The 26,410-nt window shown below is 70.0% G+C and carries 21 protein-coding genes and 1 tRNA gene; 12 read left to right on the forward strand and 10 right to left on the reverse strand.

Going from position 1 to position 26,410, the window contains the following annotated elements; all coding sequences use genetic code 11:
- Positions 1-43: 43 nt before the first annotated feature.
- The 8 genes from ABZ823_RS05200 to ABZ823_RS05235 all read left to right on the forward strand — a co-directional run bounded on the left by ABZ823_RS05200 (position 44) and on the right by ABZ823_RS05235 (position 9,275).
- On the forward strand, positions 44-790 hold the full coding sequence (locus tag ABZ823_RS05200) for a YcnI family protein (RefSeq protein WP_361653816.1): 747 nt from the start codon (positions 44-46) through the stop codon (positions 788-790).
- A 106-nt stretch (positions 791-896) separates the two neighbouring features.
- On the forward strand, positions 897-1,571 hold the full coding sequence (locus tag ABZ823_RS05205; protein ID WP_361653818.1) for an SCO family protein: 675 nt from the start codon (positions 897-899) through the stop codon (positions 1,569-1,571).
- Complete coding sequence (locus ABZ823_RS05210; RefSeq protein ID WP_361653820.1) at positions 1,568-2,029, forward strand: copper chaperone PCu(A)C; 462 nt, start codon at positions 1,568-1,570, stop codon at positions 2,027-2,029. The genes ABZ823_RS05205 and ABZ823_RS05210 overlap by 4 nt, the downstream gene beginning before the upstream one ends.
- A gap of 103 nt (positions 2,030-2,132) precedes the next feature.
- Entirely contained in the window at positions 2,133-4,187 is a 2,055-nt protein-coding gene (locus tag ABZ823_RS05215) for a copper resistance protein CopC (protein ID WP_361654745.1), read from the forward strand.
- 6 nt (positions 4,188-4,193) lie between these two features.
- A complete protein-coding gene (gene efeB, locus ABZ823_RS05220; protein WP_361653822.1) occupies positions 4,194-5,660 on the forward strand; it encodes an iron uptake transporter deferrochelatase/peroxidase subunit in 1,467 nt (488 codons plus the stop codon).
- Positions 5,661-5,728: 68 nt separating this feature from the next.
- Entirely contained in the window at positions 5,729-6,661 is a 933-nt protein-coding gene (gene pheA, locus ABZ823_RS05225; protein ID WP_361653824.1) for a prephenate dehydratase, read from the forward strand.
- Between the two features lie 521 nt (positions 6,662-7,182).
- A complete protein-coding gene (gene serS, locus ABZ823_RS05230) occupies positions 7,183-8,460 on the forward strand; it encodes a serine--tRNA ligase (RefSeq protein WP_361653826.1) in 1,278 nt (425 codons plus the stop codon).
- The gene (locus ABZ823_RS05235) at positions 8,457-9,275 is read left to right on the forward strand and encodes an HAD family hydrolase (protein ID WP_361653828.1); all 819 of its coding nucleotides are present in this window, start codon (positions 8,457-8,459) and stop codon (positions 9,273-9,275) included. The genes serS and ABZ823_RS05235 overlap by 4 nt, the downstream gene beginning before the upstream one ends.
- A 28-nt stretch (positions 9,276-9,303) precedes the next feature.
- Here ABZ823_RS05235 and ABZ823_RS05240 read toward each other — a convergent pair.
- From ABZ823_RS05240 to ABZ823_RS05265, 6 genes are all read right to left on the reverse strand, one after another.
- Positions 9,304-9,407, reverse strand: a tRNA-OTHER gene (locus ABZ823_RS05240).
- 418 nt (positions 9,408-9,825) lie between these two features.
- Complete coding sequence (locus ABZ823_RS05245; RefSeq protein WP_361653830.1) at positions 9,826-10,065, reverse strand: hypothetical protein; 240 nt, start codon at positions 10,063-10,065, stop codon at positions 9,826-9,828.
- Between the two features lie 169 nt (positions 10,066-10,234).
- On the reverse strand, positions 10,235-10,954 hold the full coding sequence (locus ABZ823_RS05250) for an ABC transporter permease subunit (protein WP_361653832.1): 720 nt from the start codon (positions 10,952-10,954) through the stop codon (positions 10,235-10,237).
- Between the two features lie 10 nt (positions 10,955-10,964).
- A complete protein-coding gene (locus tag ABZ823_RS05255) occupies positions 10,965-11,876 on the reverse strand; it encodes an ABC transporter ATP-binding protein (protein WP_361653834.1) in 912 nt (303 codons plus the stop codon).
- Between the two features lie 49 nt (positions 11,877-11,925).
- On the reverse strand, positions 11,926-12,834 hold the full coding sequence (locus ABZ823_RS05260) for an ABC transporter permease (protein ID WP_361653836.1): 909 nt from the start codon (positions 12,832-12,834) through the stop codon (positions 11,926-11,928).
- Positions 12,824-13,786: an ABC transporter ATP-binding protein gene (locus tag ABZ823_RS05265; protein WP_361654748.1), complete on the reverse strand. Its 963-nt coding sequence runs from the start codon at positions 13,784-13,786 to the stop codon at positions 12,824-12,826. Before ABZ823_RS05265 ends, ABZ823_RS05260 begins: the two co-directional genes overlap by 11 nt.
- Before the next feature lie 313 nt (positions 13,787-14,099).
- On the opposite strand from ABZ823_RS05265, the gene ABZ823_RS05270 reads away from it, so the two are divergent.
- From ABZ823_RS05270 to ABZ823_RS05285, 4 genes are all read left to right on the forward strand, one after another.
- Positions 14,100-15,854 carry an SDR family oxidoreductase gene (locus ABZ823_RS05270; RefSeq protein WP_361653838.1) on the forward strand — a complete coding sequence of 585 codons (1,755 nt, stop codon included), beginning with the start codon at positions 14,100-14,102 and terminating at the stop codon, positions 15,852-15,854.
- A gap of 354 nt (positions 15,855-16,208) precedes the next feature.
- Positions 16,209-16,769, forward strand: a complete 561-nt coding sequence (locus tag ABZ823_RS05275) for an RNA 2'-phosphotransferase (protein WP_361653840.1) — start codon at positions 16,209-16,211, stop codon at positions 16,767-16,769.
- A gap of 93 nt (positions 16,770-16,862) precedes the next feature.
- Positions 16,863-17,765, forward strand: coding sequence for an LLM class flavin-dependent oxidoreductase (locus ABZ823_RS05280; RefSeq protein WP_361653842.1), 903 nt, complete (start codon positions 16,863-16,865; stop codon positions 17,763-17,765).
- Positions 17,766-17,861: 96 nt separating this feature from the next.
- Entirely contained in the window at positions 17,862-18,731 is an 870-nt protein-coding gene (locus tag ABZ823_RS05285) for an HAD hydrolase family protein (protein WP_361653844.1), read from the forward strand.
- A gap of 36 nt (positions 18,732-18,767) precedes the next feature.
- Here ABZ823_RS05285 and ABZ823_RS05290 read toward each other — a convergent pair whose 3' ends face one another.
- From ABZ823_RS05290 to ABZ823_RS05305, 4 genes are all read right to left on the reverse strand, one after another.
- Positions 18,768-19,832, reverse strand: a complete 1,065-nt coding sequence (locus ABZ823_RS05290; protein ID WP_361653846.1) for a peptidoglycan DD-metalloendopeptidase family protein — start codon at positions 19,830-19,832, stop codon at positions 18,768-18,770.
- Between the two features lie 290 nt (positions 19,833-20,122).
- Positions 20,123-23,656, reverse strand: coding sequence for a thiol reductant ABC exporter subunit CydD (gene cydD, locus ABZ823_RS05295; RefSeq protein WP_361653848.1), 3,534 nt, complete (start codon positions 23,654-23,656; stop codon positions 20,123-20,125).
- A gap of 60 nt (positions 23,657-23,716) precedes the next feature.
- Positions 23,717-24,736: a cytochrome d ubiquinol oxidase subunit II gene (gene cydB, locus ABZ823_RS05300; RefSeq protein ID WP_361653850.1), complete on the reverse strand. Its 1,020-nt coding sequence runs from the start codon at positions 24,734-24,736 to the stop codon at positions 23,717-23,719.
- Positions 24,737-24,756: 20 nt separating this feature from the next.
- On the reverse strand, positions 24,757-26,265 hold the full coding sequence (locus tag ABZ823_RS05305) for a cytochrome ubiquinol oxidase subunit I (protein WP_361653852.1): 1,509 nt from the start codon (positions 26,263-26,265) through the stop codon (positions 24,757-24,759).
- Positions 26,266-26,410 lie beyond the last annotated feature (145 nt).

The following is a 26,410-nucleotide window of genomic DNA, read 5'->3' on the forward strand; positions in this document are numbered from 1 at the left end:
CTTCCTCAACGGACTGTCACTCGGAGTGGAGTGTTCTCACGTCATGAAGACCATCAAGGGTTCCCTGAAGCCGTCCCGTGCCGCCGTCACCGGTGTCGCCGCCGCGTCGGCCGTGCTGTTCCTGTCAGCCCCCGCGTTCGCACACGTCAGCGTGCAGCCCGAGGGCGTTGCCGCCAAGGGTGACTACGCGGTCGTCGACTTCAAGGTCCCGAACGAGCGCGACAACGCCTCGACCACCAAGCTCGAGGTCACCTTCCCGACCGACCATCCGCTCGCCTCGGTGATGCCGCAGCCCCTCGACGGCTGGACGGTGCAGGTCACCAAGTCAAAGCTGGACAAGCCGCTCACGCTGCACGGCGAGCAGATCGACGAGACCGTCACCAAGGTCACCTGGACCGCCACCGGCAAGGGCATCGAACCGGGCTACTTCCAGAAGTTCCCCCTCTCCGTCGGCCAGCTCCCCGAGGACACCGACCACCTCGTCTTCAAGGCCCTCCAGACGTACTCCAACAAGGAGGTCGTGCGCTGGATCGAGCCGCAGAAGGAGGGCCAGGAGGAGCCCGAGAACCCGGCCCCGGTGCTCCAGCTGACCGCCGCCTCCTCCGGTCACCACGGCTCCACGGCCGAGGACGCCTCCGGCACGTCGGCCGCCAAGGACACCGCGGCCGACACCTCCGCCGACTCCGCTGACACCACCGCCCGCGTCCTCGGCATCGTGGGCATCGTCGTCGGCGCGGCAGGCGTGGCGTACGGCGTTCTGGCCGGCCGCCGACGCACCCCTCAGGCCTGAGGTCCGACTCACCTCCGGACACGCACCGGGGTCGTGCGGCATCGCCGTGACGCGCCCGCACGACCCCGGGGCACACCGGAATCATTACGATCTGGGACATTTCTCTATGCGCAAGAAGAAGACGCTCGCCGCGGCCGCCCTCCTCGCCGCCGCCGCGTTCACCCTCTCCGCCTGCGGATCCGACGGCAGCGGCGACAAGCCGGTCGCCGAGGTCTCCGCCGAATCCGGCTCGGGCAAGGCCGTCACCGTGCTCGACCAGGCGTTCGAGAAGCCGGACCTCGTCCTCACCGACACCCACGGCAGGAAGTACGACCTGCGCGCGGAGACCAAGGGCAAGCCGACGCTGATCTACTTCGGCTACACCCACTGCCCCGACATCTGCCCGCTCACCATGAACAACCTCGCCGTCGCCAAGAAGGAGATCGAGAAGAGCAAGGAGCTGACCCAGGCGCAGAAGGACTCGCTGCGGATCGTGTTCGTCACCACCGACCCGGAGCGGGACACCCCTGCCGCACTCGGCAAGTGGCTCCAGGGCATCGATCCCGCCGTCGTAGGCCTGACCGGCGACTTCTCCACGGTCCAGGCCGGCGCCCGCACTGTCGGCATCAGCGTCGAGGCGCCGAGAAAGGACAAGGACGGAAAGATCGTCTCCACTCACGGCACCCAGGTCATCGCGTTCTCGCCGAAGACCGACGCGGGTTACCTGGTCTACGGCCAGGACGCCACCGTCGACGACTACACCAAAGATCTCCCCAAGATCATCAAGGGGGAGAACCCGTGAGCCTCCGTCTCGGCCGGATCGCCGCCCTGACGGCGGCGGGTCTGGTGCTCGCAGGCTGCGGCGGCTCGGGCGGCTCGTCCTCGGCCCGGCCCGAGCTGAAGGTCACCGGGGCCTACATGCCCGCGCCCGTCACCGGCGACATGGCGGCCGGCTTCTTCACCGTCACCAACTCCGGCGGCGCCGACACCCTCACCTCCGTCACGAGCAACGACGCCCGTGACATCACACTGCACTCCACCAAGGGCGGCGCGATGGAGGAGGAGAAGTCGTTCGCCGTGCCCGCGGACGGCACACTCGACTTCGCGAGCGGCGGCAACCACCTGATGTTCGAAAACCTCACCCACAAACCGAAGCAGGGCGACAAGGTGCCCGTGCAACTGCACTTTGCCAAGTCCGGAACAGTCACGGTCGAGATGCCGGTGAAGTCGGCGACGTACACCCCCGAGAACGGGCACTGAGAGAGGGATCACCGTGACGCAGGCCACCGCTCCCGACGCGCACGTGCGGGGAAACCTCCGCACGGCACACCCGCGCACGCGACGTCTCCGGGCGCTCCAAGCGCTGCTGGCGCTGCTGCTCGCCGTCACCGGCGCGCTCGCCGGCGGGGCCGCGCCCGCCTCCGCGCACGCCGCGCTGCTCGGCAGCGACCCCGCGCAGGGAACGGTGGTCGACAAGGCGCCCACGCAGGTCACCCTCACCTTCTCCGAGAAGGTCGCGCTCTCCGACGACTCGCTGCGGGTCCTCGATCCTCGGGGACAGCGCGTCGACACCGGGAAGCCGTCCGCCCTGAGCGGGACGATGTACGGGGTGCGGGTGCGCACGGGACTGCCCAAGGGCACGTACACCGTCACTTATCAGGTGGTGTCCGCGGACAGCCACCCCGTCTCCGGCGCCTTCACCTTCTCCGTCGGCGCGCCGTCCGCGACCACGGTCGCGGCCTCCGGCCCGGTCGTCGGCGGTGGGGTCGTCGGCTGGCTCTACGGGTTCGCGCGGTACATCTCCTACGCCGGATTCATCGTGCTGGTCGGCGGCGCGGCCTTCGTACTGGCCTGCTGGCAGCGGGGCGCCGGCGTGCGGGCAGTGCAGCGGCTGGTGGTCTCCGGGTGGGTGGCCCTCACCGCGGCGACACTCGCGCTGCTCCTCCTGCGCGGTTCATACACCGGCTCGGGGAAGCTCGCCGACATCTTCGACCTCTCCCTGATCGGGCAGGTACTCCAGACCAAGGCCGGGGCGGCGCTGGTCTCGCGGCTGCTCCTGCTCGCCGCGGGGGCGCTGTTCATCGCCGTGCTCTTCGGAGCGTACGTACGGCGGGACACGGACGCCGAGGAGGCAGCCGACGCCGGGAGCAAGACGGGCGGGCCCGAGGGTTCCGCGGACCCCGGCGCCGTCCGTGGCGGGCAGCAGGGCGCATCCGGGCGTGACGCCACCGACGGGGCCGCCGTCCGCGACGCCGAGAGGCGGGACCTCACCTTCGGGCTCGCCCTCGGCGGGACCGTCGTGGCGGCCGGACTCGCCGCGACCTGGGCGATGGCCGAGCACGCCTCGACCGGCATCCAGACCTCCCTCGCCATGCCGGTCGACGTCCTGCATCTGCTGGCCGTCGCCTGCTGGCTGGGCGGGCTCACGACCCTGCTCGTCGTGTTGTACCGGGCACCCTCGGTCGAGGCGGCGGCCGTGCGGCGCTTCTCGCGGTTGGCTTTCGGGAGCGTCGTGGCACTGACCGCGACCGGGGTCTACCAGGCGTGGCGCCAGCTCGGCTCCTGGTCCGCCCTGACCGGAACGTCGTACGGGCAGCTGCTGCTCGTGAAGGTCGCCCTGGTCGCCGTTCTCGTGGGCATCGCCTGGATCTCACGGCGCTGGACGGCGCGGCTGGCGGACACAACGGACGCATCGGTCTCCGCGACACGGACGGAACGCACGGCGGGCCGACAGCGCGCGGCGGAGAAGCAGCGCGCGACCGTGGCGGCGAAGGCGTCGGCGAAGGAAGCAGCAAAGGCATCGGGGCACGCGTCGGCGAAGAGCGGCAAAAAGGGAAAAGTGCCCAGCTCCGGACGTGCCGCGCAGCTGGCCCGGCAGCAGGCCGCCATGGCCGCGGCCCAGGCCAGGCGCGCCCGCGAAGCCGACCCCGTCCGCTCGGGGCTGCGCCGCGCCGTGCTCGCCGAGGCGGGTGTCGCGATCGTCCTCCTCGCCGTCACCACCGCGCTGACCACGACCGAGCCGGGGCGCACGGAGCAGGCCGCCAGGACGGCCACCTCGGCCACCGCTCAGCGATCCGGCCCGCTGTCGCTGAAAGTCCCCTTCGACACGGGCGGCCAGGACGGCAAGGGAACCGTGGAGGTCACCCTCGACCCGGCCCGTGTGGGCAGCAACGAGATGCACATCTACGTGGTGCGGCCCAATGGCAGGGCCTTCGACGTCCCCGAGGTCAAGGTCGCCTTCACCCTGCAGGCCAAGGACATCGGACCGCTCCCCGTCGTGCCCGACCGGATCGCCACCGGACACTGGTCGGCGAGCGGTGTGCAGATCCCCATGGCGGGCGACTGGGACATCGCGGTGACCGTCCGGACCTCCGACATCGACCAGGCAACCGTGAACAAGAACGCGAAGATCGGCTGACCCACCATGGCTGACCAGCCCACGCCTGAGGCATCCTCCGGGAACCTCCCCTCCCAGAAGACGCCGGGCCGTCCCGCCGCCAAGGCCTCACCCACGGGAGGCGCGGCACGGGAATCCTCCAAGAAGGCCGCTGCCGGTGCCGCCCGCAGAACCGCTGCCGCCGCCCACGCGGTCGCGTCCGGCAGGAGCGCCCGAGGAGAGGCCGCTCCCGGCAAGAGCACCCCCAAGGACGCCGGTCCCGGCAGCGGCTTCCCGCGCGGGGCGATCTCACGGCGACGGCTCCTCGGGACCGCCGGAGCCACCGGACTGGCGCTGGGCGCGGCCGGCGGAGCCGCCGGATACGCGGCGGCGCCTTCCGAGAAGGCCACTCCCCTGACATCGCTCGGCACCGACCGGGCGATGTTTCACGGGAAACATCAGCCCGGCATCACCGACGCCCTCCAGGCGCGCGGCCATCTCGCCGCCTTCGACCTGACCGCGGGTGCGGGCCGCAGGGAGGCCGCCGCGCTGCTGCGCCGCTGGTCGGCCACCGCTGAGCGGCTGATGGCGGGCGAGGCGGCCCCGCACGACGACACCGACATCGCCCGTGACGCCGGCCCCTCGGCTCTGACGATCACCTTCGGCTTCGGGAACAGCTTCTTCTCCCGTACGGGCCTGGAGAAGCAGCGTCCGTCCGCCCTGGACCCGCTGCCCGACTTCTCCTCCGACCGCCTGGACAAGGCCCGCAGCAACGGCGACCTCTGGGTCCAGATCGGCGCCAACGACGCGCTCGTCGCCTTCAACGCCCTGCGTGCCATCCAGAAGGACGCGGGCGGAGCGGCACGGCTGCGCTGGCAGATGAACGGCTTCAACCGTTCCCCGGGTGCCACCGCACACCCCATGACGGCACGCAACCTGATGGGCCAGATCGACGGCACACGCAATCCGAAGCCGGCCGACACCGACTTCGACCGGCGGATCTTCGTACCCGCCTCCGGCGACCCGGCCTGGATGGCGAACGGCTCCTACGCCGTCGTACGCCGCATCCGCATGCTCCTCGACGACTGGGAGAAGCTCACCCTCCAGGCGCAGGAGGCAGTGATCGGACGCCGCAAGTCCGATGGAGCACCGCTCAGCGGCGGCACCGAGACGACCGCGATGGATCTGGAGAAGCCCGGTGCCGACGGCAACCCGGTCGTCCCCATGAACGCGCACGCCCGTATCACCCGGCCCGACCAGAACGGGGGCGCGGCGATGCTGCGCCGCCCGTTCTCCTTCCACGACGGCTTCGACGCGGACGGCACACCCGACGCGGGCCTGCTGTTCATCTGCTGGCAGGCGGACCCGCTGCGCGGCTTCGTCCCGGTCCAGCGCAAGCTCGACCGGGGGGACGCGCTGTCGCAGTTCATCCGCCACGAGGCGAGCGGCCTGTTCGCGGTGCCGGGCGGGGCGGCACAGGGGGAGTACGTGGGGCAGCGGCTGCTGGAGGGGTGACAGGGCACGCCACCGTCGTTTTCCACAGGTTCGAGCCGGGTTCCGTCGGGGCCCATTAGGGTGAGGTCATGCCAGCCAGCTATGCGTATCTCGGTCCCGAGGGCACCTTCACCGAGGTCGCCCTGCGCACGCTGCCGGAGTCCGCGACCCGGGAGCTCGTCCCGATGGTGTCGGTCCCGGCGGCGCTCGACGCCGTCCGCAACGGCGAGGCCGAGGCCGCCTTCGTGCCGATCGAGAACTCGGTGGAGGGCGGCATCACGACCACGCTCGACGAGCTGGTCGCGGGTGAGCCGCTGATGATCTACCGGGAGGTCCTCCTCTCGATCACCTTCGCGCTGCTGGTCCGGCCCGGCACCAAGCTCTCCGAGATCAAGACCGTCACCGCGCATCCGGCCGCGCAGCCGCAGGTGCGCAACTGGCTGAAGGACAATCTCCCGGACGCCGGGTGGGAGTCCGCCGCATCCAACGCGGACGGCGCCCGCCTGGTCCAGGAGGGTCGCTATGACGCGGCTTTCGCGGGCGAGTTCGCCGCCGCTCGCTATGGCCTTGAGGCGCTGGAGACCGGCATCCACGACGCCGAGAACGCACAGACACGGTTTGTGCTGGTCGGCAGGCCTGCCCGGCCGGCGGCTCCGACAGGCGCGGACAAGACCTCGGTCGTGCTCTGGCAGCGCGACGACCACCCCGGTGGCCTGCGCGACCTGCTGGGCGAGTTCGCCGTTCGCGGTGTGAACCTGATGCTGCTGCAGTCACGCCCGACCGGAGCGGGCATCGGGAACTACTGCTTCTGCATCGACGCCGAGGGCCATATCTCCGACCGCCGAGTGGCCGAGGCCCTGATGGGGCTGAAGCGGATCTGTCTCCAGGTGCGGTTCCTCGGCTCGTACCCGCGCGCAGGCGTCACGCCGGACGACGTCCGGGTCCCACCGGCGGGGACGACGGACCACGAGTTCATGACCGCCGCGGACTGGGTGGCACGCTGTCAGGACGGCCGGTTCTAGCGCGTCCGGTACTACCTGCGGATTTTCGTTATCCACAGAAGTTATCCACAGGTTGGCTTCTCGATCTGGGGACAAGTCGACAACGAGGTGCTCTGGGGTCGACAAATCTCCCCGATGACTCCCCGTCCGTCTACCGGCGCGTCCGGCACAGTTGTCCACCCGTTCCTCTCGATCAACTCCTTGGAGCGACCGTTTTACACCCAAAAGTGCAAGTAGTGGCGGTTTGCCCGGCAAATTCACCGCCCCCCGGACGCCTCCCGGAATGATCAACTCCGAAATCCACAGATCTTCCGCACAGCCTGTGGATAACTCCATGAGCCCTGTGGATGTCTGTGGACAAGCGAACCTCAAATCCCGCTGCCCACAAGGAATTCCAGTCAACGAAGTACACCCGGAACACCTCCTTCCGGTGGCACTACTGCTTTTCCCGACACGCGGCGTAATTGCCGCACAACGGAACATGCGCCGCGGATCGATAAACGGAGTCGTAGGCCGGAACTCCGCACCGGTAGCCTTGAGGGGTGATTGACCTTCGCCTGCTCCGTGAGGACCCCGACCGTGTTCGCGCTTCCCAGCGCGCCCGTGGTGAGGACGTCGCGCTCGTCGACGCCCTCCTTTCCGCCGACGAGCGGCGCAGGTCGTCCGGCGTCCGCTTCGACGAGCTCCGTTCCGAGCAGAAGGCGCTCGGCAAGCTGATCCCCAAGTCCTCCGGTGACGAGAAGGCCGGGCTGCTGGAGAAGGCGAGCCGGCTCGCCGCCGAAGTCAAGGCCGCCGACGCCGAGCAGCACGAGGCCGACGAGGAGACCAAGCGGCTTCTGCTCCAGCTGGGCAACCTGGTGCACCCCGACGTCCCGGTCGGCGGCGAGGAGGACTTCGTCGTCCTGGAGACGCACGGCACCATCCGCGACTTCGGCGCCGAGGGCTTCGAGCCCAAGGACCATCTCGAGCTGGGCGAGGCGCTCGGCGCGATCGACGTCGAGCGCGGAGCGAAGGTCTCCGGCTCTCGCTTTTACTACCTGACGGGCGTCGGTGCCCTGCTGGAGCTGGCACTCGTCAACGCGGCGATGGCCAGGGCCGTGGAGGCCGGGTTCACCCCGATGCTCACCCCGGCCCTGGTCCGTCCGCGCGCCATGGAGGGCACGGGCTTCCTCGGCCAGGCGGCGGAGAACGTGTACCACCTGGAGAAGGACGACTTCTACCTGGTGGGCACCTCCGAGGTGCCGCTCGCCGCGTACCACATGGACGAGATCATCGACGCCGACCAGCTGCCGCTGCGTTACGCGGGCTTCTCCCCCTGCTTCCGCCGTGAGGCCGGCACGTACGGCAAGGACACGCGGGGCATCTTCCGCGTGCACCAGTTCGACAAGGTCGAGATGTTCTCGTACGTCGACCCCGAGGACGCCGAGAACGAGCACAAGCGGCTCCTGGAGTGGGAGAAGGAGTGGCTCGACGCCCTCGAGCTGCCGTTCCAGGTCATCGACGTGGCCACGGGTGACCTGGGCGCGTCCGCCTCGCGCAAGTACGACTGCGAGGCCTGGATCCCCACCCAGGGCAAGTACCGGGAGCTGACCTCGGCCTCCAACTGCGACGGCTTCCAGGCCCGCCGCCTGTCGGTGCGCATGCGGGACGGCAAGAAGGTACAGCCGCTGGCGACGCTGAACGGCACGCTGTGCGCCGTACCGCGGACGATCGTGGCGATCCTGGAGAACCACCAGCTGGCCGACGGCTCCGTGCGGGTGCCCGAGATCCTGCGTCCCTACCTGGGCGGCCGGGAGCTGCTGGAGCCTGTGGCCAAGTGAGCACGGCCGAGTCCGCCCGCTTTCCGTACCAGCTGATCGCGACCGACCTCGACGGGACGCTTCTGCGTCCCGACGAGACGGTCTCCGCGCGTACGCGTGCGGCGCTCGCCGCGGCCACCGCGGCGGGCGCGGCGCACATCGTCGTCACCGGCCGCGCGGTCCCGTGGACCCGCCATATCCTCGACGACCTCGGGTACCGGGGGCTCGCGGTGTGCGGCCAGGGAGCACAGGTGTACGACGCGGGGGAGCATCGGCTGCTGACGTCGGTGACGTTGGACCGGCAGATAGCGGGTCTCGCGCTGGCGAAGATCGAGGCCGAGGTGGGCCCGCTGCTGCTGGCGGCGAGCCGGGACGGGCTGGACGGGGAGGTCCTGGTCGGTCCCGGGTACCGGGTCCATGACGGACCGCTGCCGTACCGGCCGATCAGGGACACGGCGGACCTGTGGTCGGCGCCGCTGAACAAGGTGTACCTCCAGCATCCGAGGCTGGGCGACGACGAGCTGGCCGAGGCGGCGCGGCAGGCCGCCGGGGGTCTGGTCGGTGTGACGATGGCGGGCGAGGGGATAGTGGAGATCCTGCCGCTGGGCCTGACGAAGGCCACGGGTCTGTCGCTGGCTGCCCGCCGCCTGGGGATGAAGGCCGCGGTCACCATCGCCTTCGGTGATATGCCGAACGACATCCCGATGTTCGCCTGGGCGGGCCACAGCGTGGCCATGGCCAATGCGCACGGGGATCTCAAGGCGGTCGCGGACGAGGTGACGCTGTCCAACGAGGAGGACGGCATCGCGGTGGTCCTTGAACGGTTGCTCGAGTAGTGGTCCGGCTCGGATCGACGGTGTCTCGCGGAGGATGCGCGGATCGAACGCGCGCGGGGACTGACCCCGACCACGACTTGCTGGTGATCGAACACAGCGCAAGCCGGTGCCTTGCCACTCGGCCAATCCTCCGGGTGGGCGGCCCACGCGACACCCGTCGCGTGCTCGAAGCGGCCGCCCCGGGCAGCTCCCGGTGCGGGGCGGGCTCGACGGAGGGGTAACTACTCCGGAGCCCGCCGCGGGCTGCCCTGTCGGGAGCTCGGCGTACTGCCGTGCATGGACATCGCCCAGCTCCTCTCCCAGAACGTGGCGCCGGCTCGGTCCGCCGTCGTGGACTCCACCACTGTGCCCGCCCGTCGTATCGGACGCCACCGAATAAAACGCGCCAGGTGACAGTGCACCGGATAACACGCACGGGATGAAACACACCGGGGCACCGGGGTCACCAGACGCACCAAGGCAGCAGAAGCACCGGGCACCGGGACGGAAAAGCACCGGCACACCGGGCCCGCCGGGCCGGAACGCGCCGGCCGCGCGAGGGGTGCGGCCGTTACCGGCGGCGCCACCTGCGGCGGCGGGCCTTGCTGAAGAACCAGCCGGCGGGCGGCTCGTCCGAGCGCCACGGCTGGGGGTCGGGTGCCTGGTTCCGCCAGCGGGCGGCCAGCATCCGGGCGCGCGCGGAGGCTTCCGTCGTCGGCGCGGACCGTATGAAGTCCTCGTCGAACACGACGCCGTCCCAGGCTTCCCCGGCCTCGTCCGGCCCTTCGCCCCGTGGTGCCTCCGCTGTCATGCCCGGTCCTTTCCGCAGCGCTCCCCCTTCGCCCAGTGTGCCAAGGCGGAGGTGAAGCCACTGTCAAAAACACATTCGAAGAAGGCAAGAACGACGGCCGGCCCCGGTGCGGGCGCGCCCTTCCGGGCCGCACCCGCACCGGGGCCACGCCGAGGCGCCGCGGGGGCTGTCACTCCTCGCCGGCCAGCGTCAGCGTCCGCAGTTTCTGTCCGGCGTACCAGGTGGCGGCCAGGGTCAGCACGATCAGCAGCACGGTCGCGGTGGGCAGTCCGACGTCCGACGTGACGAGCGGGCTGTCGGAGACCTTGTGCGCCACGGCGAGCGCCCACTGCTGGACGCTGAGCGTGCGCGCCCCGGAGACCAGCGAGCCGAAGAGTGCCTCCCAGACCAGCGCGTAGACCAGTCCGAAGACCACCGCGTGCCGGCTCACCGTGCCGAACAGCAGGAACAGTGCGGCATAGGCGATGGAGGCGACCAGCGCCGCCACGGTGTACGCGACCGCGATCTGCTGGCCGTTGCCGTTCAGGATCAGGCCCGCGGCGAACGTCGGCAGTGCCGAGAACGCCATGGTGACGGCGATGGCGACGATCAGTTTGGTGACGATGATCGTGGGCCGCTTCACCGGTTTGGCCAGCAGGTACACCACCGAGCCGTCGTCGATCTCGGGTCCGATCGCGCCGGTGCCCGCGATGACGCCGATGATCGGCACCATGGTGGCGAGCGCGAAGCCGCCGAGGACGTCGTGGGCCACCTGGTCGTCGGCGCCGGTCAGCGCCCGGACGATCACGGAGATCACGATCAGCAGGGCGGGCAGCGCCCCGAGGATGAGGGCCCTGCGGCGGCCGAGCAGGCCCCGGTAGGTGAGCCGGGCGACTGTGGGGTCGTACATCTCGGGCCTCCTACGCCGCGACCAGATACGAGAAGACGGACTCGAGGGACTCGTCGGACGGCGAGACCGTGAGCAGCCGGATGTCGTGCCGGCGCGCGACCTTCGGCAGCAGGGCCGTGAACCGGCCGAAGTCCACCGCCTGGATGCGCAGTGCGCCCTCCGCGAGGTCGACCTCGATGCCGGACGTCGACGGGTCGGCGATCAGCGCGGCCGCGAGCGCCCGGTCGTCGCTGGAGCGCACCAGATAGCGGTGCGGACGGTCGGTCATCAGACGGCGGATCTTCCGGAAGTCGCCGCTCGCCGCGTGCCGTCCGGCGACGATCACCTCGATGTGCGAGGCGAGCTGCTCGACCTCTTCGAGGATGTGGGACGAGAAGAGGACCGTGCGGCCCTCGGCGCCCATGCGCCGCAGCAGCTCCATCAGCTGCATGCGCTGGCGCGGGTCCATGCCGTTGAACGGCTCGTCGAGCAGCAGCAGGGACGGATCGTGCACCAGCGCGGACGCCATCTTCACGCGCTGGCGCATGCCCTTGGAGTACGTGGAGATCTTGCGGTCCTGTGCGTACTCCATCTCGACCGTGGCGAGTGCCCGCTGTGCGGCCTTGGCGCCAAGGCCGTGCAGCTCGGCGTTGGCGACGACGAATTCCCGGCCGGTGAGGAAGTCGTACATCGCCTCGCGCTCGGGGACGATGCCGATGTGCCGGTAGATCTGCTCGTTGCGCCACACGGGCTGTCCGTCGAGGGTGACGGATCCGGTGGAGGGGGCGAGGAAGCCGCCCATCATATTGATGAGGGTGGACTTCCCGGCGCCGTTCGGGCCCAGCAGGCCGGTGACGCCGGGGCCGATGGTCATCGTGACGTCGTTGACGGCGACCACGTTGCCGAACCAGCGCGAGACGTGGTCGATGGAAAGAGTGGTCATGGGCGCAGCCCATTCCTTGGAAGGGTGGTGGTGGGCGACGGGCGGGCGGTCACAGTCCGGCCTTTCGGTAGCGGCGCATCAGCAGGCCGTAGCTGCCCGCGATGAGTCCCAGGACGACGAGGACGTAGACGACTCCCTGCGCGGCCGAGGGCCCTTCCCCTCCCGGGAAGGAGGAGCTCGCGCCCAGGAAGGCGGTCTGCACACCGTCGATCAGTGTGACGGGCGAGAACAGGCCCATCCAGACGATGGCGGTGACACTGCCCGACTGCGCGTCCGCGATGGCCTGGATGGTGGAGACGGCTCCGTAGGAGATGGTCAGGACGGCGATGACGGCCGCGATACCGAAGCCACGCCGGGGGGTGGCCGCCGCGATCACCAGGCTGATCCCGGAGAACAGCAGGGAGAGCAGGGCCACGGAGACCAGTCCTTCTGCGAATCCCTTGGTCTGGTGGCCGAAGTCCAGCTTGGCGAGGAGCGCCCCCACATACAGGACGAGCAGCGGGGCGGCCGTCAGGATGAACATCGCGGAGGCCAGGGCCGCGTACTTGGCGCGTACGTAGTCGGCGGTCTCGATGGGGCGTGAGAAGTACAGGGGCACGGTCTTGAAGCGGAGATCCCGGGAGACCGACTGCGGCGCCTGCGAGGCGACGTAGAGACCGATGACGGCCTGCATGATGATCGCGTAGCGCGTGTAGTCGACGGGCAGGTCCTTCGCCTTCGTGGCGACCGCGACCGCGACCATGATCAGCGCGGGTGCGCACATCACCGCGAAGAGCAGCATCGGAAGCACCTTCGACTTCACCGAACGGCCGAGGCCGTAGGCGCCGCGCAGGGACTGCGAGTACAGCGAGCGGCGGGCGTAGGCGCGGCCCAGGCGTGGGCCGTCGTACGCGCGGTAGCCGATGTTGTGGATCCGGGTCTGCTCGGCCGCACGGGCCGTGGGCTGTTCAACCGCCATGGCCGACCGCCTCCTTCCGCTGGTCGTCGCTGTCCTTGAAGACCTCCGCGATGTGGTGCCTGCGCTGTTCCATGCGGACCAGGCCGAGGCCCAGGTCGGCGACGACGTCCCGGACCAGGTCGTACGTCTGCTCGCCGTCCGCGGTCAGCAGCAGGATGTGCCCGGCGCCCGGCAGCCCGCTGCCGTCGTGCGCGGTCACCCCGCGTGCGAGGAGCGCGTCGCGCACCGCGCGGGTGCCGTCCGGGTGCTCGTCGGTGTCGGTGACCTCGATCGCGAGGGTCGTGGTGGTCTGGGTGAAGTCCCGGGTGGAGCTGGAGCGCAGCAGCTTGCCGCCGTCGATGATGACGACGTGGTCGCAGGTGCGCTCCAGTTCGCCGAGCAGGTGGGAGGTGACCAGGACCGAGATGCCGAAGTCGGTGTGCACCCGGCGGATCAGGCCGAGCATCTCGTCACGGCCGACCGGGTCGAGACCGTTGGTCGGCTCGTCCAGGAAGACCAGCTGGGGGTCGTGGACCAGGGCCTGGGCGAGTTTCACGCGCTGCTTCATGCCGGTCGAGTAGCCGCCGATGGGGCGGTAGCGCTCCTCGTACAGACCGACGTGGCGCAGGGTGTCCGCGGTGCGTTCACGGGCGGCGGCCGGGGGGAGCCCGGACATGCGCGCCATGTGGACGACGAACTCGGTGGCCGAGACGTCGGGTGGCAGGCAGTCGTGCTCCGGCATGTACCCGACGCGCTCGCGGATGGCGCCGCCCTTGGTGGCGACATCCAGGCCGAGCACCTCGGCACGGCCCTCGGTGGCGGGGGACAGACCCAGCAGGATCTTGATCAGTGTGGACTTGCCGGCTCCGTTGGCGCCGACGAGCCCCGTCACACCGGGCCCGACATCCACGGAGAGCCGGTCAAGCGCGGTCACCCGGGGGAACCGCTTGCTCAGGCTTTCGGTCGCGATCACAGTCACGTCGTCGACGGTAGTGAGGCGTAGCACTGCCGTCGTCAGACCGAAGAGCTGTCTGCGGGTCAGCCTCCAGTCGTACAGGCCCGTAGGGGTCACCCTGAGGTCGAACAACCGGGCGGTCACGTCGGCCGGCTTTGTCCATATTGCGGAGGTTGTCCACAGGTGGACACCGACCTGTTGACGCGCTCTCTAACAACTGCGAGATTCGCCGGTGTCACGGGACGGACACCAACTGTGGCCGGCGTGGGCTGGCGGGGCCGTTGTCGAAGGGCGGCGACCCGCCTCGTGCGCGGGGCCGGGCGGAGGGCAAGTGACTCTTGAGGGGGCGCGGGAGCGCCGGGTACGGACGGGCGGGGTCGAGCTGAGCGTGGCGGAGCTGGGCGATCCCGGTCGGCCCACGGTGGTGCTCGTGCACGGCTATCCGGACAGCAAGGAAGTCTGGTCGGAGGTGGCCCCCCGACTGGCCGGTCGATTCCATGTGGTGCTCTACGACGTCCGCGGCCACGGCCGGTCGACGGCACCGAGTCGGTTGCGGGGCGGATTCACACTGGAGAAGCTGACGGACGACTTCCTGGCGGTCGCGGACGCGGTCAGCCCGGACCGGCCCGTGCATCTCGTGGGGCACGACTGGGGCTCGGTGCAGTCCTGGGAGTTCGTCACCGTCCGGCGCACCGAGGGCCGGATCGCGTCCTTCACCTCGATGTCCGGGCCTTCCCTGGACCACTTCGGGCACTGGATCAAGCAGCGGGTGCGCCGGCCGACCCCACGCCGGGTGGCCCAGCTGCTCGGCCAGGGCGCCCGGTCCTGGTACGTGTACCTGCTGCACACCCCCGCCCTGCCGGAGCTCGCCTGGCGCGGCCCGCTGGGCAGACGCTGGGCGGGACTCCTGGAGCGTCTCGAAAAGGTCCCCGGCGGCGACTACCCGACCCCGTCGCTGCCCACGGACGCGGCCCACGGCGCCTGGCTGTACCGCGACAACGTACGGTCCCGGTTGCGCCACCCGCGTGCCGACGCGTACGCGCACGCACCGGTGCAGCTGATCACGCCCCTCGAGGACGCCTTCCTGTCGGAGCGGCTCCACGACGAACTGGAGCGGTGGGTACCGCAGTTGACCCGACGCACGTTGTCGGCGGGGCACTGGATCCCCCGCACCCGTCCCGACCGGATCGCCTCGTGGATCGACGACTTCGTGACGTCCGTCGAGGGCGGGCGGTCGTCACCGGCGGCGAGCGGCCGGCACACGGACCGGTTCGGGGGACAACTCGTCCTGGTCACAGGCGCGGGCAGCGGCATCGGACGGGCCACGGCCCTTGCGTTCGCCGAGGCGGGAGCGCGTGTGGTGGCCGTCGACCGGGACGCGCAGAGAGCGGCCCGCACGGCGGAGAAGGCCCGTCTGCTCGGCGCACCGGGCGCGTGGGCCGAGCAGGTCGACGTGTCGGACGAACAGGCCATGGACAAGCTCGCCGAGAGGGTCGCCACCGACTACGGGGTGGTGGACGTGCTGGTGAACAACGCGGGGATCGGCCTGTCGGGATCCTTCTTCGACACGACCCCGGAGGACTGGCGCAAGGTCCTGGACGTCAACCTGTGGGGAGTCCTGCACAGTTGCCGCCTGTTCGGGAAGCAGATGGCCGAGCGCGGTCAGGGCGGCCACATCGTCAACGTCGCGTCGGCGGCGGCGTATCAGCCCTCCAGGGCGCTGCCCGCCTACAGCACTTCCAAGGCGGCGGTCCTGATGCTGAGCGAGTGCCTGCGCGCGGAACTGGCCGGTCGGGACATCGGGGTGTCGGCGATCTGCCCCGGGTTCGTCAACACGAACATCACCTCGACCGCGCGCTTCACGGGCGTGGACGCGGAGGAGGAGAAACGCCGGCAGAGAAGGGCGGCGCGGCTGTACGGCCTGCGGGGATATCCGCCGGAGAAGGTCGCCGAGGCCATCCTCCGGGCCGTTGTGCGCAACCAGCCCGTCGTGGCCGTGACGCCGGAGGCGCGTGCGCTCCGTCTGATGTCCCGATTCGCGCCGGGTGCGCGTCGTGCGGTCGCTCGATGGAAGTTACGGCTGTAGGAGTTTGACTACTTGTCAGGTATGGCCTCTAAATTCTGACTTATTGTCAATTGCTGTTCCAGCAGTCAGCGACAGCACCATCGTCGAGGCAACGCACCGTTCCCCGCTGTCGGTTCACGCGGCTTCTTGTGTCTATTTGGTTGCTCACCCCCCAACAAGGCGGCTGAATCCGGCCCTTACCTCAATACTGCTCAAACCTCCCTTGAGCCACAGTGATTGACGAACACCTCGCAGTAACCGCCCAGTTGTCCACAGTGACGCCAATTACCTTGTGGAAAAGCACACTTGGTTGTGGATCAAACATGCGGAACAGAATCAAGTGCGTGATCCGCGTCTCTCCCGCACGCTGGAAGGATGACGGAAAGGGACGACGAGAGACGCACCGTGAAGGTGTCGAAGTACCTCTCGAAACACCTCCGGCACCAGCCGGAGCGGATCGGCCTCACGCTCGACGAAGCCGGCTGGGTGGAGATCGACGTGCTGCTCGCCGCGGCGGCCTCGCACGGCTTCCGGATCACCCGCTCAGAGCTGGACCGCGTGGTCGCCACCAACGACAAGAAGCGCTTCGCGATCGAGGGCACGCGCATCCGCGCGAGCCAGGGACACAGCATCGACATCGAGCTGGGGCTGCCTCCGGCGACGCCGCCCGCGTACCTCTACCACGGGACCGTGGCGCGCCACCTGGACGCCATCCGCGCGGAGGGCCTGCGGCCCATGCGCCGGCACGACGTCCACCTGTCGCCGGATCGCGAGACCGCGACCCGTGTCGGGGCCCGCCGCGGCCGTCCGGTCGTCCTCACCGTCGACGCCGGCGCCATGCACCACGACGGCCATGTCTTCCATCTGAGCGCGAACGGAGTGTGGCTCACCCAGGCCGTTCCGCCGCAGTACCTGCGTTTCCCGGGATCGCGCTGACGCTCCGCCTCCGATGTCTTGGCCTGCCCCGGTCGGGCCTGCCCGGTCAAGCCGGGGCCGAGAGCACCCCGTGCCTCCGCTTACGCTCGATGCATGAGTCTGCGTCTGAGCACCGTGATCCTGCCGTACCTCCGCTGGCACGAGGGCGGGCGTTCCGCATGGCAGCGCGCGGAGCAGCTCGGCTTCCACACCGCGTTCACCTACGACCACCTGTCGTGGCGGTCCTTCCGCGACGGCCCGTGGTTCGGCGCCGTGCCGACCCTGACGGCCGCGGCCGCCGTCACCGACCGGTTGCGCCTGGGCACCCTGGTGACCTCGCCGAACTTCCGGCACCCGGTCACCCTCGCCAAGGAGCTGATCTCCCTCGACGACATCTCCGGTGGCCGGGTAACGCTGGGCATCGGCGCGGGCGGTACCGGCTTCGACGCCACCGCCCTCGGCCAGGACCCCTGGACGCCGCGCGAGCGCGCCGACCGGTTCGGCGAGTTCGTACCACTGCTCGACCGGCTGCTCACCGAGGACTCCGTCTCCTACGAGGGTGAGCACTACTCCGCCCACGAGGCCCGCAACATCCCCGGCTGCGTCCAGCGCCCCCGGCTGCCCTTCGCGTTGGCCGCGACCGGGCCCCGAGGTCTGAGGCTCGCCGCCCGTCATGGCCAGGCCTGGGTGACGACCGGCGACCCGAAGCTGTACGAGACCGGCACCCCGGAGCAGTCGGTTCAGGCCCTGCGCGCGCAGACCGAGAAGCTGGCCGACGCGTGCGCCCTGATCGGCCGCGACGTGACGGAACTCGACAAGATCCTGCTCACCGGCTTCACCCCGGACCGCGGGCGACCGCTGGAGTCCCTCGACGCGTTCGTGGACTTCGCCGGCCGCCACGCCGCGCTCGGCTTCACCGACATCGTGATCCACTGGCCCATTCCCGACTCCGACTTCGCGGCGGACGAGAAGGTCTTCGAGCAGATCGCCATGGAGGGCCTCGCCCAGCTCGGCTGAGCATGACGACCTGTGACCGCGCTGGTGAGGAGCGTCACCACTCACGTGTGCGGACTCACGCACACCCGTGCGGGCATATGCGGGACAATGGCGCCCGTGACCTCAGCGACCCGACAGCCCGAGACCCCGGCCTCCACCGTTCCGCCCCGGCTGATCGCGACAGATCTCGACGGCACTCTGCTGCGCGACGACAAGTCGGTCTCCGAGCGCACGGTCGCCGCACTGGCCGCCGCCGAGGAGGCCGGTATCGAGGTGTTCTTCGTCACAGGGCGCCCGGCCCGCTGGATGGACGTCGTCAGCGATCACGTCCACGGGCACGGGCTCGCCATCTGCGGCAACGGCGCGGCCGTGGTGGACCTGCACGGCGGCCCGGGCACGCACCGGTTCGTCAAGGTCCGGGAGCTGGCGCGGGAGAACGCGCTCGACGCCGTACGGCTGCTGAGGGACGCCGCACCGGGGACGGTGTACGCGGTCGAGCAGACGTACGGCTTCTACCAGGAGCCGGCGTATCCGAAACTGCACATGGAGATCCCGGACCTCCTCGCCCCCGCCGAGAAGCTGCTGGCATCGGATGCGCCCGGCGCCCACGAGCCGGTGCTGAAGATCCTGGCGTACCACCCGGAGCTGGACCCGGACGCCTTCCTCACCCTGGCCCGCCTCGCCGTAGGCGATCGCGCGACCATCACCCGGTCCAGTCCCAGCGCGCTGCTGGAGATCAGCGGCCCGGGAGTCTCCAAGGCGAGCACGCTCGCGCTGTGCTGCGCCGAGCGGGGCATCTCCCACGAGGAGGTCGTCGCCTTCGGTGACATGCCGAACGACGTGGAGATGCTCACCTGGGCCGGCCAGTCGTACGCCATGGGCAACGCCCATCCGGATGTCGTCGCCGCGGCCTCGGGGCGGACCGTCGCCAACAACGAGGACGGAGTGGCCGTGGTGATCGAGCGGATTCTCGCGGAGCGGTCCTAGTGCTGCGACCGGAGCGGACAGGGGCCGCCGGGGTGCTCACAGTCGCACGCCGTGTGCCGCCAGCCATGGCACGGGATCGATGCCCGACCCCCACGCCGGAGTGGCCCTGACCTCGAAGTGCAGATGCGGTCCGGTCGAGTTGCCGGTCGTGCCCGACTGGGCGATCAACTGCCCGGTGGCCACCCGATCGCCCTCGGCGACGGTGACGGCGGCCAGGTGCGCGTACTGCGTGCAGTAGCCGCCCCGATGCCTGATCACGACTTCGATGCCGAACGCGCCCCCGCACGTCACCCGCACCACCTGCCCGGACCCGACCGCCCGCACCGGCGTCCCGATGGGCACCGCGAAGTCCTGGCCCGTGTGCCCGTGGGCCCAGTGGTCGCCGCCGCTGCCGAAGCCCGCCGATAGCCGGTACGCCTCCACCGGCGCGACCCAGGATCGCTCGGCCTTCCCCCCTGGCCGGCCCAAACGGACGGCCGCGCGGCACGTCCTCGTGGCCGCGGACGCGTCGGCCTGTCTCTGGAGTACCCATCGCGCCTCCTCCAGCTTCGAATGGAGGGCCTGCTGCCTCGCGGCCAGTTCCCGGTTCCGCCTCTCCAGCGCCCGCCAGCGCGCCGACGCCCGTGCTTGCTCCGCGGTGAGCCCGGCCTCCACCAGGCGGCTCCGGATGACCGCGTTCCCCACCGCGAGGTCCAACCGGGCGAGCGTCTCTTGACGTTCTATCAGCTCCTTCGCGCTGTCCGGGAGCAAGGTCTGCGCGGAGTACGGCAGTCCGCCGCTCTGGCGGTACCGAGCCGGCGCGATCCGGCCCAGATCCGTGTGCAGGGCCGCTATCAGCCCGCGCTCACGCGCGAGGAGCTTCTCGTCCCGCCCCGCTATGGCGCGCTGCTTCTCGGCCTCCCGGCGCACGGTGTCGTACTGCCGCGTCACCGCGGCCGCTTCGTCGTGCAGCCGCGCCACCCGGGCACTGGCACGGGTGTACGCGCCGTCACCGGCCGCCTCGCTGCCACCACCCCCTGCCGCGGCGGGACTGGCCGGGAACACGGCAACCGTGCCCAGAAGAAGGGTAACGAGCGTCGAAGAACGGAGAAATGAAGTCATGTCAATGATCGTGGCCCGTGTCCCGGCCGGCGTCCTGTCGAGGTCCCACGGCTGGAGGAACAGGCGGCCACGGATGGTCCAGCGGCGTCCCCCGTCCGGGGGTTCGCCGCCGGGCCGCGCCGTCCGATCGCGGCGCGCACGACGGCAGACACCCCTGCGCGCCTGGCCCGTGAACCACGGAAGCCGGTCAGTGCACGCGTGCACCGCACTCGACCGGAAACAGGGCGGCGCCGGGCGGCAGTTCACCCGGATGCCCTCCCCTCACCCGCGGGCATGCTTCACGGGAGCCCTCAGGCGTCGGCGAAAGCCGGCTCCGTCGAATCCGTGGATTCCTTCCGGTCGCCCAGCAGATCGCCCCGCGCCTCGCGCTCCACCATCGTGCGCAACGGCCCCTCCGCCGCCGCGAGTTCCTCGTACGCGCCGCGCTGGACCACCCGGCCCTCCTCGAGCACGATCACCTCGTCGACCGCGTCCAGTCCGGCCAGCCGGTGAGTGATCAGCACCGTCGTACCCCCCTGCGTGGCGGCCAGCAGGTCCGCGGTGAGCGCGTCCGCCGTCGGCAGGTCGAGGTGTTCGGCGGGCTCGTCGAGGACGAGGACGGGGAAGTCGGCGAGCAGGGCGCGGGCCAGCGCCAGCCGCTGACGCTGGCCGCCGGACAGCCGCGCGCCGTGCTCGCCGATCAGCGTGTCGAGGCCGTCCGGCAGCCCGTCGGCCCAGTCCAGGAGCCGTGCCCGCGCAAGCGCGTCACGCAACTGCCCCTCGCTCGCGTCCTTCCGCGCGAGCAGCAGGTTCTCCCGTACCGAACTGTCGAAGAGATGCGCGTCCTGGGCACACAGTCCGACCATGCGCCGTACCTCGTCGCCGTCGAGCGCGCGGACGTCCGTGCCGCCCAGCGTGTAGACACCGGTGGCCGGGTCCAGGAACCGCAGCAGCACCTGCGCGAGGGTCGTCTTGCCCGCGCCGGAGGGGCCGACCACGGCGATCCTGCGGCCCTGTTCGAGGGTCAGCCCGAGTCCGCTCAGCGCGTCGCGCTGCTGTCCGTCGTGGCGGGCGATCAGCCCTTCGAGGACGAGCGGGAAGGGCGACGACGGCGGCGGCAGTGGCCGTTCCGACTCGCGGACGGGCTCCGGTGCGTCCAGCACCTCGTACACGCGCTCCGCGCTCCTGTGCACCCGCTGCCGGTGCTGCACGGCGAGCGGCAGTCCCAGGACGGCCTCGAACGCGGCCAGTGGTGTGAGCACCACGACGGCCATGGTGACGCCGCCGAGCCGTCCGTCGGCCACGGCCTGCGCGCCCACAAGTGCCGCGGCGGCGACGGTCAGCCCGGTGGCGAGCGCGGTCAGCCCGTCGCCCAGCGCGGTCGCGGTTGCGGCACGGGAGGCGATACGGGTGAGCACCGCGTCCGCCCGCCGCGCCTCCGCGGTCCGCGCGGGCAGTGCGCCGGCGACTGTAAGCTCGGCGGTTCCCGTGAGCAGATCGGTGACCCGGGTCGCCAGCACTCCCCGGGCCGGTGCCAGGGCGCGCTCCGCTCGACGCGCCACGGCACCGGTCACCAGGGGTACGCCGACTCCGGCCGACAGCAGCCCGGCGGCCAGGACGGCGCCGGCCTCCGGCAGCAGCCAGGCCGTGAAGCCGACAGCACCCGCCGAGACCACAAGCGCGGCCGCCGTGGGCAACAGCCAGCGCAACCAGTAGTCCTGAAGGGCATCCACGTCGGCGACGAGCCTCGACAGCAGGTCGCCGCGCCGGGTCGTGCGCAGACCGGCCGGTGCGAGGCGTTCCAGACGCCGGTAGACGGCGACCCGGGTGTCGGCCAGCATCCGCAGCACGGCGTCGTGCGACACGAGCCGCTCCGCGTACCGGAACACGGCCCGCCCGATGCCGAACGCCCGCGTGGCGGTCACGGCGACCATCAAATACAGCACCGGCGGCTGCTGAGAGGCGCGCGAGATCAGCCATCCTGAGGTGGCCATCAGCCCGACAGCGCTTCCGAGCGCGAGGCTGCCGAGCAGCAGGGCGAGCGCGAGCCGCCCCCGACGGGCCCCGGCCGCCGCCCGTACTCGGGCGAGCACCGCGCCGCGCCCCTGCGGTGAGGGAGCGGGCGGCTGTTCGTCGTGCGTCCTGGCCGGCTCCGGCATCCGGGGGCGGGGCAGCGGCACGGCTCCGGAGCGCCGAGCGATGTGCGCCGGGTACTCGTCCGCGTCGAAGCGGACGATCCGGTCTGCGATCCCGAGCAATGCCGGACGGTGCACGACCAGCAGCACCGTCCGTCCGGCTGCCAGCCGGCGCACCGCCTCCACGATCTCCGCCTCGGTCGCTCCGTCCAGGGAGGCGGTCGGTTCGTCGAGCAGCAGCACCGGCCGGTCGGCGAGGAAGGCCCGGGCCAGGGCCAGCCGTTGCCGCTGGCCGGCGGAGAGTCCTGCCCCCTCCTCGCCGAGCACGGTGTCGGCTCCGGCGGGCAGCGCGTCCACGAACTCCAGCGCACCGGCATCGGCCAGCGCGCTGCGCACCGCCGCGTCGTCCGCGTCGGGCCGCGCCAACCGCACGTTCTCGGCGATGGTCCCCGCGTACGGATGCGGCCGCTGCGGCACCCAGGCGATCCGCGAGCGCCACTCTTCCAGGTCGGCCGAGGCGAGATCGACTCCTCCGACCCGGACGCACCCGTCGGTCGGCGGCACAAACCCGAGCAGGACGTTCAGCAACGTCGACTTGCCCGCGCCGCTCGGTCCGACGAGGGCCACCGTCTCCCCCGGTGCGACCGTCAGGGACATCGCGGACACCGCGTCGGACGACCGCCCCGGGTAGCGGACGGTCAGGCCCTCGAAGGCGATCTCCCCATCGGGGAGGCGTCGCGTCCCTGAGGTCGGTACCGGTGTCTCCAGCACCGTGAAGATCTCCTCGGCGGCGGAGAGACCCTCCGCCGCCGCGTGGTACTGAGCGCCGACCTGACGCAGGGGCAGATACGCCTCCGGAGCCAGCACGAGGATGACCAGCCCGATGTACAGGTCCATGTCGCCATGGACCAGTCGCATGCCGATGGTCACCGCGACGAGCGCGACCGAGATCGTGGCCAGCAACTCGAGCGCGAAGGACGACAGGAAGGCGATCCGCAGCGTCCGCATGGTCGCCTGCCGGTACTCGCCGGTGATCCTCTTGATCGATTCGGCCTGCGCCTTGGCCCGGCCGAACACCTTCAGGGTCGGGAGCCCGGCGACCACGTCGAGAAAGTGCCCGGACAGCCTGGAGAGCAGGCGCCACTGACGATCCATCTGGGAGCGCGTCGCCCAGCCGATGAGAATCATGAAGAGCGGGATCAGCGGCAGCGTGGCGACGATGATCGCCGCCGACACCCAGTCCTCGGTGACGATCCGTGCGAGCACTGCAACCGGCACGACGACCGCGAGTCCCAGCTGCGGCAGATAGCGCGAGAAGTAGTCGTCGAGGGCGTCGACTCCTCGCGTGGCCAGAGTGACCAGCGATCCCGTCCGCTGCTCGCTGAGCCACCCGGGACCGAGTGCCCCAGCCCGCTCCAGCAGTCGCCCCCGCAGTTCGGATTTCACCGCCGCGCTGGCTCGGTGGGCGGCAAGTTCGGTGAGCCATGAGACCAGCGCCCGGCCCAGGGCGACGGCCGCCAGAAGCAGCAACGGGATACGCAGCGCGGCAGCCGAGTCATGGTGCTGGAAGGCGCCGACCACCACCTCGGCGATCAGCATCGCCTGGGCGATGACCAGTGACGCGCCGACGACACCGAGGCCGATGACCGCCACGAGGAACAGGCGGGTGGCGCGGGCGTATCGGAGGAGACGGGGATCGATCGGTTTCACGTGAAACACGCCCTTCGGTTCGAGTGGGGCGTTTCACGTGAAACGCCCCACCCACCAGACTCAGTGCACGGCGCCGGCGGCCGCGTCGGCGGCGATGTGCTGTGTTCCGATGCGCTTGCGGAACACCCAGTAGGTCCAGCCCTGGTAGAGCAGAACGAGCGGCGTGGCGATGCCCGCGCACCACGTCATGATCTTCAGGGTGTAGGGGCTCGACGAGGCGTTGCTCACCGTCAGGTTCCAGTCGGCGTTGAGCGTGGACGGCATGACGTTCGGGAAAAGCGTCAGGAAGAGCATCGCGACCGCCGCCACGATGGTGACGCCGGAGAGAGCGAACGCCCATCCCTCGCGCCCGGCCTGGTTTGCCACGAGCGCCACGATGAGAGCGGCGACCGCCACTACGAGGGCGACCAGGCTCTTGCCGTCGCCCTGGTCGATCTGCGCCCAGCCGAGGAAGAGCAGCGCCAGCACGGCGGTCACCAGTCCGATGCCCAGGGCCAGCCTTCGTGCCCGGTGCCGGATGTCCCCGACGGTCTTGAGTGCCGTGAACACCGCTCCGTGGAAGGTGAACAAGGTCAGGGTCACCAGTCCGCCGAGGAGCGCGAAGGGGTTGAACAGATCCCAGACATTGCCCACGTACTCCAGGTGCTGGTCGATCTTCACGCCCCGCACGATGTTGCCGAAGGCCACACCCCACAGGAACGCCGGGATCAGCGAGGTCCAGAAGATCGCATTCTCCCAGTTGCGCTGCCAGCCCTCCTCGGGCCGCTTCGCCCGGTATTCGAAGGCGACACCGCGCACGATCAGGCAGACCAGGATGATCAGCAGCGGCAGATAGAACCCGGAGAAGAGCGTCGCGTACCACTCGGGGAACGCGGCGAAGGTCGCGCCGGCCGCGCTGAGCAGCCACACCTCGTTGCCGTCCCAGACGGGTCCGATCGTGTTGATCAGCACCCGCCGCTCGGACCGGTCGCGAGCCAGCAGCTTGGTGAGGATCCCGACCCCGAAGTCGAAGCCCTCCAGGAAGAAGTAGCCGGTCCAGAGAACCGCGATGAGGACGAACCAGACGTCGTGAAGTTGCATGAGATGAGCGCTCCCTCGGCCTAGTAGGAGAAGGCCATCGGCTTGTCGGCGTCCCGGGAGTCGCCGCCGATCCTGGTGGGCGGGTTGAGGTCGGACTCGGTGAGCTCCGGCGGTCCGGCCTTGACGTACTTCGCGAGCAGCTTGACCTCGATGACCGCGAGGATCGCGTAGAGCAGCGTGAACACGGTCATCGAGGTGATGACCTCGGCTTGGGAGACACCGGGGGAGACCGCGTCACGGGTGCGCAGCACGCCGTAGACGACCCACGGCTGACGGCCCATCTCGGTGAAGATCCAGCCCCAGGAGTTGGCGATGAGCGGGAACGCCAGGGTCCATATCGCGATGCGCCAGTACCACGTGGTGAGCGCCGGACCGAGGGCCTTGTTCCTGAACAGGACCAGATGCGGCACCTCGTCCTCACCGACCCGCAGATGCGGGGGCAGCATGAACTTCTTGCGGGTGAGCCAGAGCCCGGCCAGACCGAGGGCGAAGGACGCCATGCCGAAGCCGATCATCCAGCGGAAGCCCCAGAAGGTGACGGGGATGATGGGGCGGTAGTCGCCGGGACCGTACCTCTGCTGCTCCGCCTTGTTGGTGTCGTTGATGCCGGGGACGTACGAGCTGAAGTCGTCGTCGGCGAGGAAGGACAGCACTCCGGGGACGGACAGTTCGACGCTGTTGTGGCCCTTGCTCACATCGCCGTAGGCGAAGACCGAGAACGGCGCGGAGTGCTGACCGTCCCAGAGCGCCTCGGCGGCGGCCATCTTCATCGGCTGCTGCTTGAACATCACCTTGCCGAGCAGGTCACCGCTGACCGAGGTCAGCAGACCGGCGATGACCACGGTGACCAGGCCCAGCCGCAGCGACGTCTTCATCACCGTGACGTGCTTCTTGCGGAACAGGTGGTAGGCGGCGATACCGACCATGAACGCGCCGCCTGTGAGGAAGGAGGCGGTCAGGGTGTGGAAGACCTGGGTAAGCGCGGTGTTCTGTGTCAGGACGTGCCAGAAGTCGGTGAGCTCGGCGCGTCCCCTCGCCTTGTCGATCCGGTAGCCGACGGGGTGCTGCATCCACGAGTTGGCCGCGAGGATGAAGTACGCCGACAGGATGGTGCCTATGGAGACCATCCAGATACAGGCCAGGTGAATCTTCTTCGGCAGCTTGTCCCAGCCGAAGATCCACAGCCCGATGAAGGTCGACTCGAAGAAGAAGGCGATGAGCGCTTCGAACGCGAGGGGCGCCCCGAAGACGTCGCCGACGAAGCGCGAGTAGTCGGACCAGTTCATGCCGAACTGGAACTCCTGGACGATGCCCGTGACCACGCCCATCGCGATGTTGATCAGAAAAAGCTTGCCCCAGAACTTCGTCGCCCTGAGGTACTTCTCCTTCTCCGTTCGCACCCAGGCGGTCTCGAGGCCGGCTGTCAGCGCGGCGAGCGAGATCGTCAGCGGGACGAACAGAAAGTGGTAGACGGTGGTGATGCCGAACTGCCATCGCGCCAGTGTCTCCGGCGCCAAAGCCAGGTCCACGTCGTGTGTCTCCTTACGTCGCCGTGGTCACAAGCGGCAGCTTGCCCCTGTCTGTCACACCCATCAGGAGCAATCCGGGCGCGTTTGTGAACGCGTTCACATTCACAAGCAATTATGGCGCATATGGGTTCGAGGCTGGACAGGC

It is taken from the genome of Streptomyces sp. NPDC047079, from assembly GCF_040643755.1.
Classification (GTDB): Bacteria; Actinomycetota; Actinomycetes; order Streptomycetales; family Streptomycetaceae; genus Streptomyces.